Source organism: Fructilactobacillus sp. X7R4C1 (assembly GCF_059901115.1).
The window spans coordinates 178127-193717 of sequence record NZ_JBWXVD010000003.1; the positions used below are offsets into that span (position 1 = coordinate 178127).

10 protein-coding genes are annotated in these 15591 nt (G+C 31.5%); 3 read left to right on the forward strand and 7 right to left on the reverse strand.

The genetic code is table 11. The features are described from left to right. The first annotated feature begins 534 nt into the window (after positions 1 to 534). The 3 genes from zwf (at position 535) to AC6UC9_RS04790 (ending at position 5231) form a co-directional block, all read left to right on the forward strand. Positions 535 to 2010 (forward strand): glucose-6-phosphate dehydrogenase, encoded by a 1476-nt coding sequence (gene zwf, locus AC6UC9_RS04780; protein ID WP_500695859.1) that lies wholly within the window; start codon positions 535 to 537, stop codon positions 2008 to 2010. Between the two features lie 106 nt (positions 2011 to 2116). Continuing rightward, positions 2117 to 3547 carry an NADP-dependent phosphogluconate dehydrogenase gene (gnd, locus tag AC6UC9_RS04785; RefSeq protein WP_500694125.1) on the forward strand — a complete coding sequence of 477 codons (1431 nt, stop codon included), beginning with the start codon at positions 2117 to 2119 and terminating at the stop codon, positions 3545 to 3547. A gap of 136 nt (positions 3548 to 3683) precedes the next feature. Then, positions 3684 to 5231, forward strand: coding sequence for a multicopper oxidase family protein (locus AC6UC9_RS04790; RefSeq protein WP_500694126.1), 1548 nt, complete (start codon positions 3684 to 3686; stop codon positions 5229 to 5231). 191 nt (positions 5232 to 5422) lie between these two features. Here AC6UC9_RS04790 and AC6UC9_RS04795 read toward each other — a convergent pair whose 3' ends face one another. From AC6UC9_RS04795 to AC6UC9_RS04825, 7 genes are read right to left on the reverse strand one after another with little or no spacing between them, the layout of a single operon-like run. Then, positions 5423 to 5974, reverse strand: a complete 552-nt coding sequence (locus tag AC6UC9_RS04795) for an NAD(P)H-dependent oxidoreductase (protein WP_500695860.1) — start codon at positions 5972 to 5974, stop codon at positions 5423 to 5425. 3 nt (positions 5975 to 5977) lie between these two features. Then, positions 5978 to 6574: a TetR/AcrR family transcriptional regulator gene (locus AC6UC9_RS04800; protein ID WP_500695861.1), complete on the reverse strand. Its 597-nt coding sequence runs from the start codon at positions 6572 to 6574 to the stop codon at positions 5978 to 5980. A 13-nt stretch (positions 6575 to 6587) separates the two neighbouring features. Next, on the reverse strand, positions 6588 to 7256 hold the full coding sequence (locus AC6UC9_RS04805) for a 4'-phosphopantetheinyl transferase family protein (protein ID WP_500701294.1): 669 nt from the start codon (positions 7254 to 7256) through the stop codon (positions 6588 to 6590). Then, positions 7249 to 9816, reverse strand: coding sequence for an SDR family NAD(P)-dependent oxidoreductase (locus tag AC6UC9_RS04810; RefSeq protein WP_500695863.1), 2568 nt, complete (start codon positions 9814 to 9816; stop codon positions 7249 to 7251). The genes AC6UC9_RS04805 and AC6UC9_RS04810 overlap by 8 nt, the downstream gene beginning before the upstream one ends. After that, positions 9809 to 11644: an ACP S-malonyltransferase gene (locus AC6UC9_RS04815; RefSeq protein ID WP_500695864.1), complete on the reverse strand. Its 1836-nt coding sequence runs from the start codon at positions 11642 to 11644 to the stop codon at positions 9809 to 9811. The genes AC6UC9_RS04810 and AC6UC9_RS04815 overlap by 8 nt, the downstream gene beginning before the upstream one ends. Before the next feature lie 12 nt (positions 11645 to 11656). Beyond that, positions 11657 to 12898, reverse strand: a complete 1242-nt coding sequence (locus tag AC6UC9_RS04820) for an aminotransferase class I/II-fold pyridoxal phosphate-dependent enzyme (protein ID WP_500701295.1) — start codon at positions 12896 to 12898, stop codon at positions 11657 to 11659. Further along, a complete protein-coding gene (locus AC6UC9_RS04825) occupies positions 12855 to 15374 on the reverse strand; it encodes a beta-ketoacyl [acyl carrier protein] synthase domain-containing protein (RefSeq protein WP_500701296.1) in 2520 nt (839 codons plus the stop codon). The genes AC6UC9_RS04820 and AC6UC9_RS04825 overlap by 44 nt, the downstream gene beginning before the upstream one ends. Positions 15375 to 15591: the final 217 nt, after the last annotated feature.

Sequence of the window (15591 nt, forward strand, 5' to 3'; positions counted from 1 at the left end):
GTAACATGTTTTGCAACATAACCCTAAAAATCACCGAATTATTGAGTGTTTCCTGTATCATTTTGTAATTTTTACTCGTTTTTTTGCCATATACCCCCTTCAATTTCTGCAAAATTACCCCAAAAAAAGTTTGACAACCATGTTTTTAGGTTAATTCAACCTAATTTTTCCGTTTTTGACCAGTTTCTACTATATTAATGTATCGATTGTCAGATTCATCCTCAGTTTTGAATTTCTCACTACCATTTTATTTTTAATTACTAAAACCATATTAATATGGTAGAAAACTTTTTTATGTCATTTAAATTATCAGCCCTTTTTTACGGCCAGTCACTTTATGACCTGTACCAATTTGGCAATCAAAAAATTATTTTAAACTATTTATAATGAAGAAATGCGTCAAGTTAGGGATACTTTAGATAGCGCTTTCATATGTGGAACAATAAGGAATAAACCACTTTTTTTGGTAGCAGTAGTGTTATATAATTGGTCTTGTATACGAATAACTATAATTATTAAAAGGAGTGAGTATTAATGGCAACTGCTAACCGTGCATTATTCATGCTTTTCGGTGGCACTGGTGACCTTGCTTTGCGAAAGTTATATCCAGCCTTATTTGAACTTTACAAAAAGGGCAGTATTGACAATCATTTTGCACTGCTTGGGTTAGCTAGACGACCCCACACCGATGAGGAATTTCAAAAAATGGTTTTAGATTCCATCTCGTCAGAAGCAGATAATCAAGAACAAGCTGAAGAGTTTGCTAGTCATTTTTACTTCAGATCTCATGATGTTACCAACGTGGAACATTATCAGGCCTTGAGTAAATTAGCCGACGAACTTGACAAGAAATACGAACTTAATGGTAATCGGATCTTTTATGTTTCAATGGCCCCAAGATTCTTTGGAATCGTTGCTAAAAATCTGAAGGAACAACACGTTCTTTCAGACAATGGTGGCTTTAACCGCTTGGTAATTGAAAAACCATTCGGTCGGGACTATGAATCTGCTGAAAAATTAAATGATGAATTAACCGCTGCGTTTAAGGAAGACCAAATCTTTCGCATCGATCATTATTTAGGCAAAGAAATGGTTCAAAGTATCCCAGTTATTCGATTTGGTAACCCCATCATCGATGCCGTTTGGAACCACAACTACATTGATAACGTCCAGATCACCCTATCCGAAAAACTTGGCGTAGAAGACCGTGCCGGATATTACGACACAGCCGGTGCTTTACGTGATATGATTCAAAACCATACCATGCAAATCATGACCCTCCTTGCAATGGATAAGCCAGAATCATTTGTTGATACTGACGTTCGTGCTACCAAGGTCAAAACCCTTGAAAGTATGAACTTCTACAATACTGAGGGTGTCAAAGAGAACTTTGTTCGTGGTCAATATGGAGCTGGTAGTGGTTCAGCCGCCTACCGTGACGAGCCAGACGTTCCACACGATTCTAATAATGATACCTTTGTTGCCGGAAAAGTAACTTACAATCTTTCTAGATGGGAGGGCACTCCTTTCTACGTTCGAACTGGTAAGAAGTTAAAAACCAAAGCCACTAGAGTTGATATTGTCTTCAAAAAAGACATTAACAACATCTTCAGTAAAGCCGGTTTGCCAGATACTCTTAAAACCAACGTCCTCTCAATTTTAATTGACCCTCGCGGTGGAATTACACTGAGAGTCAACGTCAAGGATTCCAAACAAGGTTTCCATACCGAAACCATCGACCTTAGTTACCTACAAAATGATGCTCGGGCTTCAGAAGTTCCTCAACCATACGAGCGTCTTTTCCATGACATCTTAAATGGTGATCACACCAACTTTGCAAGCTGGCCAGAAGTTGCCGCCGCTTGGAAGTACGTTGATCCCATTCAGAAGTACTGGGACGAAACCAAACCTGATTTTCCTAACTACGAACCAGGCTCAATGGGACCAAAGGCAGCAGACGAGTTATTAGCTCGAGATGGTCACAGTTGGTACTTCCCTGCTGAAAAGTAAAGAAAGTGCTTACAAAATTTGAAGTTTCTATTTCACAATTCTAATGTGAAATGGTAAACTACTAGTGTAATGAATTAACATATATATTCGAAAAGGAAGGTATATTATGGCTGATAAAAAAGCAAACATTGGTGTTGTTGGTATGGCTGTTATGGGTAAGAACCTTGCCCTCAACATTGAAAGTCGCGGTTACACAGTTGCAATTTATAACCGTACTGCAAGTAAGACTGAACAAGTAATGAAGGATCACGGTGACAAACACTTGATTCCAAGTTACAACGTTAAGGATTTCGTTGAATCAATTCAAAAACCTCGTACGATCTTATTGATGGTTAAAGCTGGAAAGCCAACTGATGCCGTTATTGCTGAACTATTACCATTACTTGATAAGGGTGACACTCTTATTGACGGTGGTAACACTAACTTCCACGATACTATGGCTCGAAGTGAAAAACTTGCTAAGTCAGGTATTAACTTTATCGGAATGGGTGTTTCTGGTGGTGAACTTGGAGCTCTTAAAGGCCCTTCACTAATGCCCGGTGGTCAAAAAGAAGCCTACGACCGTGTTGCTCCAATCCTTGAAAAGATTGCTGCTAAGGCCGAAGATGGCGAACCATGTGTTGCTTACATTGGCCCTAACGGTGCTGGTCACTATGTAAAGATGGTCCACAATGGTATCGAATACGGTGACGAGGAATTAATCGATGAAACCTTTAACCTTTTGAGAAATGCTGCTGGTTACTCAGTTGATGACCTTGCTAAAATCTTCAAAGATTGGAACAAGGGTGAGTTAAACTCATACTTGATCGAAATCACTGCTGACATCTTGACTAGAAAAGATGACTTAGGCGACGACAAGAACAAGCCAATTGTTGACGCAATCTTAGACCGTGGTGCTAACAAGGGTACTGGTAAGTGGAGTTCAATTGATGCTTTAGACATTGGTGCTCCTCAATCAGTTATCACCGAATCAGTTTACGCTCGTTTCATCTCAATGATGAAAAAAGAACGAATGGCTGCTTCAAAGGTTCTTCATGGTCCTGCCAAAGAACCTAAGTTTAACAGCGACGAAATCGTTGAAAAGGCTCGCCAAGCATTATACTTCGGTAAAATCATGAGTTATGCTCAAGGTTTCGAACAAATGCGAATGGCCTCAGAACACTACGGTTGGGACTTGAAGTACGACCAATTAGCTAAGATTTGGCGTGCTGGATGCATTATTCGTGCCCAATTCCTTCAAAACATCACTGATGCCTTTGATAAGGATCCTAAGTTAACTAACTTGTTAATGGACCCATACTTCTCAGACATCGCTAACAAGTACCAAGACTCAGCTAGAGAGATCGTTTCGTTAGCTACTGAAGCAGGTATTCCTGTTCCATCATTGTCAGCTGCCGTTTCATACTTCGACTCATACAGAGCTCAAGTACTTCCAGCTAACTTGCTTCAAGCACAACGTGATTACTTCGGTGCTCACACTTACGAACGTACTGACCGTCCAGGTAACTTCCATTACCCATGGTACAAAGAACAATAAAATCAACGTTTTAAAAAGATCGACTTTAATAGTCGATCTTTTTCTATGTTTTTAGCTAACAAACAAGCATTATAGTCTAAAAAGCTGTATTATGATGGTGTAGTAGATAGTTAAACAATTAGGGAGGAACAAGACAATGTCCGAACGAAAAGTATACAATGATTATTTCTATGATGAACCAGCTTTTAACACCCATGACGGTGGATACATTCCACTCAAGGTGCCTGATGTTCCAGAACACAAATTAAACATCCCCGAAATTTTAAAGCCCGATAAAGAAACCGATACCGACATGTGGTACACGGTGGATGCTCAACCAGGTGAAACTCAGATTTTACCCGGTGAAAAAACAAAGACTTGGGGTTACAACGCTAGTATTTTAGGTAAGACCATCATTTTAAAAGAGGGTAAACACATGCATGTGACCTTAAAAAATGACTTACCAGTTTTAACCACCTTTCATTGGCACGGACTAAATGTTTCCGGTCCATACGTTGACGGTGGTTGTCACGCACCAGTTTACCCTGGTGAAAGCAGTGAAATTGAGTTTACGGTGGATCAGCCTGCTGCCACATTGTGGTTGCACGCTCATCCATGTCCAGAAACTTCTGAACAAGTCTACAAGGGTCTTGCAACCCCAGTGGTTGTTCAAGACGACATTGAATCCAAGTTACCTTTCCCAAGAAATTACGGAGTCGATGACATTCCCGTTGTCCTACAAGACCGTCATTTCCACAAGGGTAACCAACTAAACTACAGAGAAGACTACGATCCAGACGGTGTTCAAGGTCCAACTGCCATGATTAATGGTACCGTGAACCCCTACTTTGATGTTACTACCCAACGAGTACGACTCAGATTCCTGGACGGCTCCAACCGTCGTGAATGGCGCCTTCACTTTGATGACGATCTAAAGTTCACCCAGATTGGTTCTGATGGCGGAATTCTTCCTGAACCAGTCGAGTTTACACACCTCATGATGGTTTGTGCCGAACGTGATGAAGTCATCGTTGATTTCAGTGGTTATAAACCCGGTGATGAAGTTCAACTCTACTCCGACGACGTTCCCATCATGACGTTTAAGATTCATGAGTTCGCACCAGACAACACCAAGCTCCCAGATCACCTCGTTGACATGCCACCATTTGCCAAAATTGACAAGGACGCTCCCGTTCATAAGGCAGCTATGTCTGGAATGGACGAATCCGTTGAAATCAACGGCAAGAAGTTTGACATGCAACGAATCGACGATCGCCAAGAAGTTGGCAAAGAACGAATTTGGGAAGTATCTAACTCAAATGAAATGGATGGTGGGATGGTTCACCCCTACCACATGCACGGAACTCAATTCCGAGTACTTTCCAGAAACGGTGGTGATCCTTATCCAAACGAACACGGTTGGAAGGACACCATTGGGGTTAACCCTGGTGAAGTAGTTCGCCTGCAAGTTAAGTTCGACTTTCCTGGTGTTTACATGTATCACTGTCACATCACGGAACACGAAGACGGTGGCATGATGCTCCAAATTCAAGCTTATGACAAGAATGATCCACACAAGAAGTACAAGTTAATGAACATGGATACCCTACTGAACGCTCTTTCAAAAGAAGAGGGCATCCCGGTGAAGGACTTAGATATCCCCGCTATGAATTCATACAAAAAGATGGGAATCCACATGTGTTAATTAAAGATTGGAAAACAGCTGCAGTGATGCGGCTGTTTTTTTGTGGGTAAAATAATATCCATAAGATAATTTAATTTTCAAACAAAAAAAGACTTAGCTCAATTAAATATCGAACAAAGTTTTTTAAGGTACAAGAATGTGTACCATATATCATACTATAAAATTATACGTATTTAAGAAATAATTGTTATTTATATCTTACTTAAATATTTACTTCTCTTTATATTGTCTATTTTTTTGATGTTTCCTAAATTACTCCAATGACAATTATTAATTCCAACTTGCTTTAATGTACTTTTTATAAACACTCTTCTTATATAATTACCAGCAAATAGTTTTAAATACCAAGTTGGAGACTTAGATGTAGTGTAAACTTCAACATTCTCAATATTTTTTATATTACCTTTTATTCCAAATTTAGTGTCAGTATATGAAAATTTACATTTAAAAACTTTATCAAAGAATCCCTTTATAATTGCCGGAGCTTCATTCCACCAAATTGGGAATATAAAAACAATTTTAGATGATGATAAAATCATTTTTTGATATTTTTCCACTAATTGATCTGTTGTTTTACCATATTTAAATAGCTTTAATTCATCAGTAGTATATACAGGATTAAATTTATCTTTATATAAATCAATAACAGTACAGTTTCCTTTATTTTTATCCTCAATTGCTTCTAAAACTGAGTGATTAAAGCTTTTATTATATGGATGAGCATAAACGATTAATGTTTTCAAAATTTACCTACTTCCTAGTATATATATATTTACCATTTTAGAAATAATTACCTTTGTCCAATTCTTATCATAACTTTGGATATTATGATGTCCTATTATTATAGATAAACCCATAATAAAACTCCATAATTGCATTGTTTCAATATTATTTTTCATATGGATTTTATTTTCTAAAGAAAACTTATTGACAATATCTTTAAACTCATCAAAACCAGGTAAAGATACATCAGATGTTAATTCTTCATTTTCTGATTTTGTTGGTATGACATAATCACTTAAAAATAATGCATCAAAAAATTTTGGATATTTGACTGAAAATTCAACAAATTTACAACCCATATTTATAAGCATATTTTTATAACTAGATTCAATGGAAATATTTTTTGTAAGATACGCTCCAAATATTGATGATATTTCAAGTATTACATAGTTCAAAAAGTCATTTTTATTTTTAAAATGCCTATAAGGACTCGAATGCGTGACTCCACATAAACTAGCTACTTTTCTTAAAGAAACATTATCAATTCCACCTGATTTAACAATTTCAACTCCCTTTTTTATCATTTCATATTTTAAAGATTCTTTTTTATTTTTAACCATAAAACTCCTGCTTTTAATAAAGAACACAATAACAATAGTTGTTCAAAAAAATTATTCTTGCAGTATGACATTGACTATTTATTCTAGTATGAACTACCAAAAATTTTTGACTATATCGAATACTATCAATATTTAATTTTATGCTTCTAGGTAAAACTATCTCTTTATGACTAGTTAACTTTATCCAACTCTCTTTAATACACCACAAAATTGTCATATATTTATTAATACTCATTTCTTTTTTTGCTATCTCAAAATATCTTAATTCTTCATCATTATTGCAAAAATATTCAAAAAAATTATGATTATTTTTTAATACCAATTGACAATCAATTCCACAATTAACCGTAGTTATTCCAACAAATTCCTTATTGGAATAATGAGAGATACTTATGAAATATTTATCTTTAACTATCCCATTATAAATTAATATTGGCTTACCATTTTCTCTATTTACAATGTCAATATTAGAAAACTCACTTTTAGCATTAATTTCTAGAAAGATTGATTTAAGAAGAATTCTACTATAAACATAAGACAATTGTCTCTCTTTAGATAAAGAGTTGAGTTTTTTAGATCTAATTTCTTTTTCAGTTAAAAATTTGGTCAGATAATTTATATTACTATTATAATCAAATTCAAATGATTCAAATATACCAACTTTATTACTTATTTTACTCAATAATTTCATTGTTTTTTAAACTTTTTTCTAATTTAATTAATTTCATACAAGGTATTTCAAGCATAATATTGTTATCATTATCCACAACAATTGCCATATACTTAACATATTCATTACTATCATTGATTTTTTTACAAAAAATTTTATAATCATTATTTTTATTCATTCTAGAAAAAAAGACAGAATAAATAATATTTATAGGTATTATAGAATTCCCATAATTATTAAACTCATTTAATAACATTACTCGACCTATATTATCAATGCCAATAGGATTTATTTGACTATAATAATCTTTAATATCATTCAAAATTACACTTTCATCTTTTTCCTCCATCATAGCCATACCAATATCATTCTTAAATAACTCAACACTATTTAAATATTTAAAATCATTCCCAAAATAAATATTGTCTTTTGCTACACGATAATATTTAGAAAGATCAATATTAACCCCTTTATTGGATATATAATCATAAGGATGAAATTTCTTCTTAGCTTTTTTCTCCTTAGATAAAATTATCTCACCACTAGAATGTAATCTATCTTCTCTCAATACTTTATGATTTGAATTCATAAAATCAGATCTAATTTCAAACTTAAACATCATTTCATTACTGCTTTTATTAACTAAAAAAAGCCTAAATTTTAATAATAGTGGATTTTGTTTATAAAATTTAACGAATTCATTAAATTTAAAGTTCTTTATCTTGTTTATTTCAAACCCATCAAAATCGTGAATATCACAAAATAACTTGCTTAGCTCGGCGCATATTTCAACATGGAAAACTCCTGCCAAAACATTTTGTCCTTTAACAATATGTTCTTCTAAATGTTTATCAACAGAAATATTTATTTTCTTCTGACCCTCAATAAATTTGTTGCTATATTTATTTATTTTGTTAATCCAAGGATACTTTATCTTGTTTACCACATGATTATTCTCGTCTAATTGAGTTTTATAATTATATTTTCCTAAATTAATATAATCTAGTTGCCCTTTAGGCATATTTTCTGTACCCAATTCTCCAAAATATAAATATTCTGAACCATTTCCATCATCATTAAGTTCATTTAAAAAATGTCTTACTCCTTCTGTTGGATCAATATAAGTTAATCCCCGCTGATTTTGTTGAATTTCCATAACATCTGAATTAGATGCCATTCCAACTTTGTCCCATGCAGGCCAACCAATAACTTTAAATATAGCATTAGAATTATAATTAACTGCTTTTAATTCATTAGTTATTTTAACTAGAACATCTGCGCCAGCGGAATAGTCAGCTTGACCATCCATACCAAATCTTCCTGAAATGGATCCCATACTAATTACAAATTTTGTATTCTCATTAATAAAATATTTATTCAATAAAAATAAAGAATTGGCTTTTAATGTAACAACTTGATTAGCTAATTTCTCATTTTTATTGATTATCTTACCAAACGATGGCAGACCTGCACCATTAACTATTCCTTTTATGTCTATACCTTTATTTATTAATCGTTTCTTTAAATTGTTAACATCATCATCATTACTACAATCACACGAAACATAATCAATATTATATCCATTACTTTTCAAATACTCTAAATTTTCTAACAATTCTTTAGAATGTAATAATTTATTAAATTCATTAGCCATATATAAAGGTGATTCTTTACTATGTTTATTAAATTCATCCATCATGAATTTTCGTTTATAATCATTTAATTCATCATCATTCATTCTTGCAATTTTATATGTTTCTTCGGTTATTTTAGTTCTTCCAGTTATAACAGCAGCGCATTGGTACCTTTCTAACATCCCAATTAATATTTTATTTGTTATTCCTCTGCCACCGCCAGTAAACAAGATTGTATCGCTCTTACTTATTGAAATATCTTTACTTTTATTTAATTTAATTGCAGGTATTGTTACTACCTTTTTCCTCTCATTTTTCGTGTATGCTATCTCAATATTATTTCCAAATGAGGTCATTTCAGAAATGATTGTTTTTTCTAGAATATCATTATCATGTATATAATCACTATCGAAATCTACAACTTTACAATTAATCGGCCTTAGTTCTTTTTCTAATCCCTTAATAAATCCGGTTAAAATTCCACTTAAACTATTACTTGTATTACCACCCTTTTCAATGCCAAAAGCATTGCCAACATTAGTTAGTCCTATATAGCAGGCTCCATTACTCAGCATTTCATAATTATATTTAGATGAATAAAATGCACAATTGTAAATATAATTAACTTTGTCATTCCATTTATTAAATGTATCGTTTAAATCTGAATTAGTAAAAAAAGAACTCATATTCAATATTACGTCGAAATTACTTTTATCTTTAAAATAATTTTTCAATTCATCATCAGATGTATTATAACTAAATGAACAAAATTCAACATTATTCGTTTTACTTAATAACATAACCAAATTACTGGAAAGCTCTTTATTATCACTATTTCCAATAACCATAATGTTCTTATTATACAAGTTTAACTTACTATCTTCGTCTACTATTGAATATGGAATAGTAACTGCTTCATATCTATTAGCTTTATTCATAATACTTTCCCTTAAAGGCCTCAATAACATCATCAACAGTTTTAACTGATGAATTATTGTTAATATCATCAATGTTTAAATCTTTAGCTATCTCATTTACAATTTCGCCAATTTTTACGGAATCAATGCCCAAGTCCGCTTCCAACTCTGCGTCATTTTGTAAAATTTCTTTAGGATATCCTGTCTTCGATGCAATTGTATTTAATACAAGATCATCAATGTTTGTACCATTTTTATCCTTTACTTTGTCATTCTTCTTATCATTATGTTTAATAGATTTAATTTCACCTGTATTATTTAAGTTAGTATTAAAGAAATCAATTATATCTCCTACAGATTTAGGAATAATTGTTTGATTTGTAATATCAATGTTACTTTTTTTAGAAATTTCATTTATTATTTCACCGATTTTAACTGAATCGATACCCAAATCAGCCTCTAATTCAGCATCATTTTGTAAAACCTCTTTGGGGTACCCTGTCTTCGATGCAATTGTATTCAATACAAGATCATCAATGTTTGTATCACTTTCATTTTTTATTTCATCATTCTTTACATTATTATCTATACTTTCATTTTCTAAACTTGAATTGCTTATACTTCCAATATTAATATTTGTATCATTAAGGTCTATAATAGACTGAATCTTTTTAGCTACTTGCGGAGAAACTGCATATTTTATGCTGATATTGTCATATTTACTATGAATCATTTCAAATACGACATTTTCCGGATAGCCAGTTATTTTTTGGATCTCAGTAATTTTACTATCGTTTTCATTCATTGATTTATTACCTTCCATTTCTGTACGATCTTTAATTAAATTCAATTTAATTTGTATTATTGCTTCACAAAACGTTAAATTATCATCGCTTTTAGGAGAATTTAAATTAATTGAAACATAACAATCTGATAAAATATTATCTACTAGATTAGTCAATATATATCCTGATCCAATTTCTACAAATATTCCTACCTTATATTGATAATGAATCTCTTTAATGCTTTTCTCAAAATCAAACTTTTTAATTAAACTATTTGAAATAATTTCAGGAATATTTTTAATATCACTTTTAGTTAACTCTCTTTGTAAAATTGGCGAATAAATATTATAGTTCATTTCATTAAACTTAAATTCAGTAATAGACTTTTTAAACTTTTCAACTACCGGCTCCATTAGTTTTGAGTGAAATGGGAATGGACTTTTAACTATAGATGATTTTATTTTCTTTGAATCCAAATATTTTCTTAATTTTAAAATTTTAAAAATATTATCTGAAGTAACAACATGTTGATTGTCGTTAACAATAGATATTTCCATATGATAACTATCAAGTATTTTTTTAATTGAATCTTTATCCATATTGATACTTAACATTATTCCATTATTTGTTTGGGGCAAGAAATTCAATATTTTAGCCCTTCTGTAGCATATATCAATTCCGTCTCTAAAAGAAAATACATTTGCACAACCTAATGCAGATATTTCTCCTAAACTATGGCCAATTAAAATATCTGGTTTTATTCCATAACTAATCATCGTTTGAAACATTGAATATTCAACTATAAATATAGCTGGTTGCATTACATAAGAATAATTAATAGCAGGGGTGTTAATTAAATCGCTTAATTTGTCATTAGTTTGTGATACTTCCTGATAGTATTTATCTCCTAGCGCTAAATATTTTTTAAAAATACTATTGTTAAAATCTTTAAACATTTTTTTATATTGAGATCCATGTCCAGGAAAAGTAAATGCTATATTATTATATATTTTTGGTATACGTTGCAAAATATCATTATTTTTTAATAAAGTGTTGTCTTTCATTATCAAAACCCCTTAAAGTAATCCATTACTACTAAAAACAGCTTTAATAGTCGATAATGAATAATCAATTTCGGCATTTGTTAATGACGATGTAATCGTTGCTCTCAACCTACTCGAATTATGAGGAACAGCTGGGTATATTGCAGTTGCTATATAGACACCTTTATCTAATAATTCTTTTGTGATTTTCATGTTTAGAACATCATCACCAACAAATATAGGAATTATTGGTGATGTGCTTTCCATTACATTTAATCCCATGGATAATAGTCCACGTCTAAACCTTAGTGTATTTTCCCATAATTTTTTTCTCCTCCATGTTTCTGTTTGGATTTTTTTAATAGATTCAATTGTTCCAGCAATAATTGTTGGTGGTAAGCTTGCATTAAAAATATATTGATTGGAATTATGCTTTATATACTCAGCAGTTTTTCTATCTGTTGCAATACATCCACCAACCGTAGCCGCCGATTTACTAAAAGTTATCATCCTCATATGTACATCTTTCTCTACATTAAATAATTCTGAAACTCCTCTTCCATGTTTACCTATAAATCCAAAAGCATGCGCCTCATCGACTAAAACACTTGCATTATATTTTTTTGCTAATTCATTGACTTTATCTAGTGGGCATAAATCACCGCCCATAGAATAAACACCTTCAACAATGATCAATTTTTTATCATAGTCATCATTATTAGAAAGAATATACTCTAACTTTTCCATGTTATTATGTTCAAATATTCTTACGGTTGCACCAGATAATTTAATTCCATCATCTATACTTTCATGATTAAGTTTATCAGTAATAATTAATGTTTCATCATCAGCTATAGATGAAATGGCAGCCAAATTTGCCATAAATCCAGAACTTAAAATAACCGCAGATTCAGTATTAAAAAATTTGGCACATTGCTTTTCTAATTCAACATGCATATCAGTTGTTCCATTATGCAGTCTTGCACCACAGGTTCCACTTCCATATTTATCAATAGCATCTTTCATTTTCTCTTCTACATCCGCATCTGTTGCCATACCTAAATAATTATTAGAAGTAAGCATGACAACATCCTTATTATTTATTACAGATGTCCCATCTTGTGCAGATTCAAACGAGGGTTCAAATACGTAATTTTTAGTTCTTTTCCCTTCAATTATATCTTTTACATTGTTATTAATTTTTTCTTCTAATCCATTTGAAATATTCATACTATTCTCCCTTTTTAATTTTTTTATATAATCTACTTTTTTCAATTAAATCTTTCTTACATTTATACACAATTGCAACTCTCGACGTATTTAATAATTTCTCTGAAAAACTATTATTATTAATCATATCTTCAATACTATAAGCATCATAAGTATCAAAAAAAGCAATTTTTTCTTTACGAATATTTGTCACTCTAGGCAAAAAATTATATTCCCAATTCTGATAATTATTAGATTTAGTATGAAATTCAGTTTTTGTATCTGGATCACTTATTACGGAAGTTAATAATTCTACTGCATCTTGAGTTCCTAAATAATTTCTAAACTTAGATTTAAATGAGTTATCTTTGTTTGAAATATGGGAAGGTACAGGATTCGTGACGTACCCATATTTAGAATCTTTTGTTGTATTTTTGGTAATTACAAAAAAACATGCTGATTTTTGTGGGTCAATCACTTTACTATTTTCAATTGTTGCTTTTAAATCTAAATAACTATCATCAGTATTAGCATGAACGGCACCTACAACTACTGCATCATATTCATCTATATTTAAACTATTAATAGCTTGATGCAAAGTTGTAACAAAAGAACTATCACCTGCATCGATAACTAAATTAGAGCCTTGAATATTTAATGCATTAGAAATTCTTCCTGCAACAATATTATCCATAAATCCAGGCAAACTATCTTCGCTTAAACTAGTAAAAGAATTTTTAAATTTACCTTCAATTTCATTTAGAGTGCTATCATTAATTTTCGAATTTAATTGATGCAAACACTCAGATAGTTCTTTACTTCTAATCCTACTATCATAAGAGTAAGCTTTTTCAAGCCCAAGCATTCCTCCAACAAATAATCCTATTCTATCCCGTTTTATTTTTGATAAATTATTTTTTGCATCAATTAAAGCATCATTAGCCGCTATTAAGCCAATTTTTTGAGAATAATCAATCTTTTCAGCAACGGTTGGAGGTAATTTATATTTTAAATATGGAAAATCAATAGTAGTTTCATTATTTTTAATAAAAGAATCAACATCTTTAAATTTACTAGATGCAAAACCAATACCATTTATTTGATATACATCATCATATTTAGACTCTTTTTGTTCTTCACTAAAATATCCTTCTTTATACTTTTGAACTATTATATTTGCATTAATACCACCAAAACCAAAAGCATTTATCATTGCCGTTTTAGGTGTTTTGTTTTTACTGAGCCAATCAACCTTTTTATCAACTACAACTATATTATTTTTTATATCATCGTCTAAGTCACTTGGATACTTATTAAATCCAAATGTAATTGGATAATTAGGTTCATCAAAATATAACAATACTTTAAATAAATTTGCCATCCCAGCTGCTGAAAAACTATGGCCAATTTGATGCTTCATAGAGCCAACATATAATTTATCTTTTCGTAAATATTCATTCATTAAATGTTCAAGTGCTGTTAATTCGACTTTATCCCCAACTGGTGTTCCAGTAGCATGCATTTCAACATAATCAACATCACTAAAATCAATGTTGCTCCTCAACAAACTTTTTTTCATTGCTCTATATTGACCTTCAGATGAAGGGGCATAAATCGACTTACCTGATCCATCACTTGAGACACCAGAACCTGACACAACTCCCAATATATTATCGCCATCATTTTCTGCATCAGTTAATTTCTTTAAAATGACCGTGCCACATCCTTCACCAGGAATTAATCCATCAGCACTTTCGTCTAGAGGATTTGCGGTAGTTGAGGATAAAGCTCCGATTTTAGAAAACGCAACATTTCCAGTAACTCCAATATTCCCCAATACACCAGTAACTATTGCACTATTACATTCACCCAAATGAATGTTTTTGATTGCTTCATCTAAAGCTAATAAACTACCCGAACAAGCGCCATCAAGAACAAAAGAATTACAATTCAAATTAAGTGTTTTTGTAACACCAGCAAGCAAATTAGATGGAAATATATTAAAAAGAGATATATTTTTACTAATAAATTTATCAAACATTGAATCCTTTAATTTGCTCAATAAATCAGATGAATTAATCCCAAATTCTTTAGCAATCTTAAAATATTCTACATACCTTTTAGCTAAGACAAAATTTGCATAAGCTTCATCACCTAACATATTTCCTACAACCAATAAAGAATCTTTAAAATCATCAACTGAAGATCCCGTCGCGTCAATAGCACTTAATATGGTATGTAACATCAATTGCTGAGTTTTGTTTAACACTTTTACAGAATCAAAATCTATATCAAACTTTTTTAAAAGCAAAGAATCCATAGGCATTTTATTTAAGAATCCTGATTTTTCACAATATGTCTTGTCATCTTCACTATGATTTGAAGAATAATACTTAGATTTATCCCATATAGAATCATTAACAACATTTACTCCATTTTTTCCACCTTTAACAAATTCAAAAAAGTCTTTTTCGTTAAAAATTTCTGGTGGATAAGCACAACCAATTCCTACAATAGCAATTGGTTCATATACATCATTCATTATATATATTCCTTCCGTGGACAGTGTCCACTTTACTATTTTTATCATTCTAGTTAACTTTGGAATAAAACACAAGCATAATAAACATAAAACTGAAAAATAATTCTTTAAATTAAATACAAACTGGTATATTTAATAACTAATCTCATAACCATAATTTATTTCAGTAAAACTGCATTGCATTTTATCAACTTTATGATAATATTAATTACAATAT

Excerpts from the sequence above, each read along its gene's own strand:
- AC6UC9_RS04810 (WP_500695863.1), bottom strand. The coding sequence starts at position 9,816 with ATGAATAAAGCTAATAGATATGAAGCAGTTACTATTCCATATTCAATA.
- AC6UC9_RS04790 (WP_500694126.1), top strand. The coding sequence starts at position 3,684 with ATGTCCGAACGAAAAGTATACAATGATTATTTCTATGATGAACCAGCT.
- zwf (WP_500695859.1), top strand. The coding sequence starts at position 535 with ATGGCAACTGCTAACCGTGCATTATTCATGCTTTTCGGTGGCACTGGT.
- AC6UC9_RS04800 (WP_500695861.1), bottom strand. The coding sequence starts at position 6,574 with ATGGTTAAAAATAAAAAAGAATCTTTAAAATATGAAATGATAAAAAAG.
- gnd (WP_500694125.1), top strand. The coding sequence starts at position 2,117 with ATGGCTGATAAAAAAGCAAACATTGGTGTTGTTGGTATGGCTGTTATG.
- AC6UC9_RS04815 (WP_500695864.1), bottom strand. The coding sequence starts at position 11,644 with ATGAAAGACAACACTTTATTAAAAAATAATGATATTTTGCAACGTATA.
- AC6UC9_RS04825 (WP_500701296.1), bottom strand. The coding sequence starts at position 15,374 with ATGAATGATGTATATGAACCAATTGCTATTGTAGGAATTGGTTGTGCT.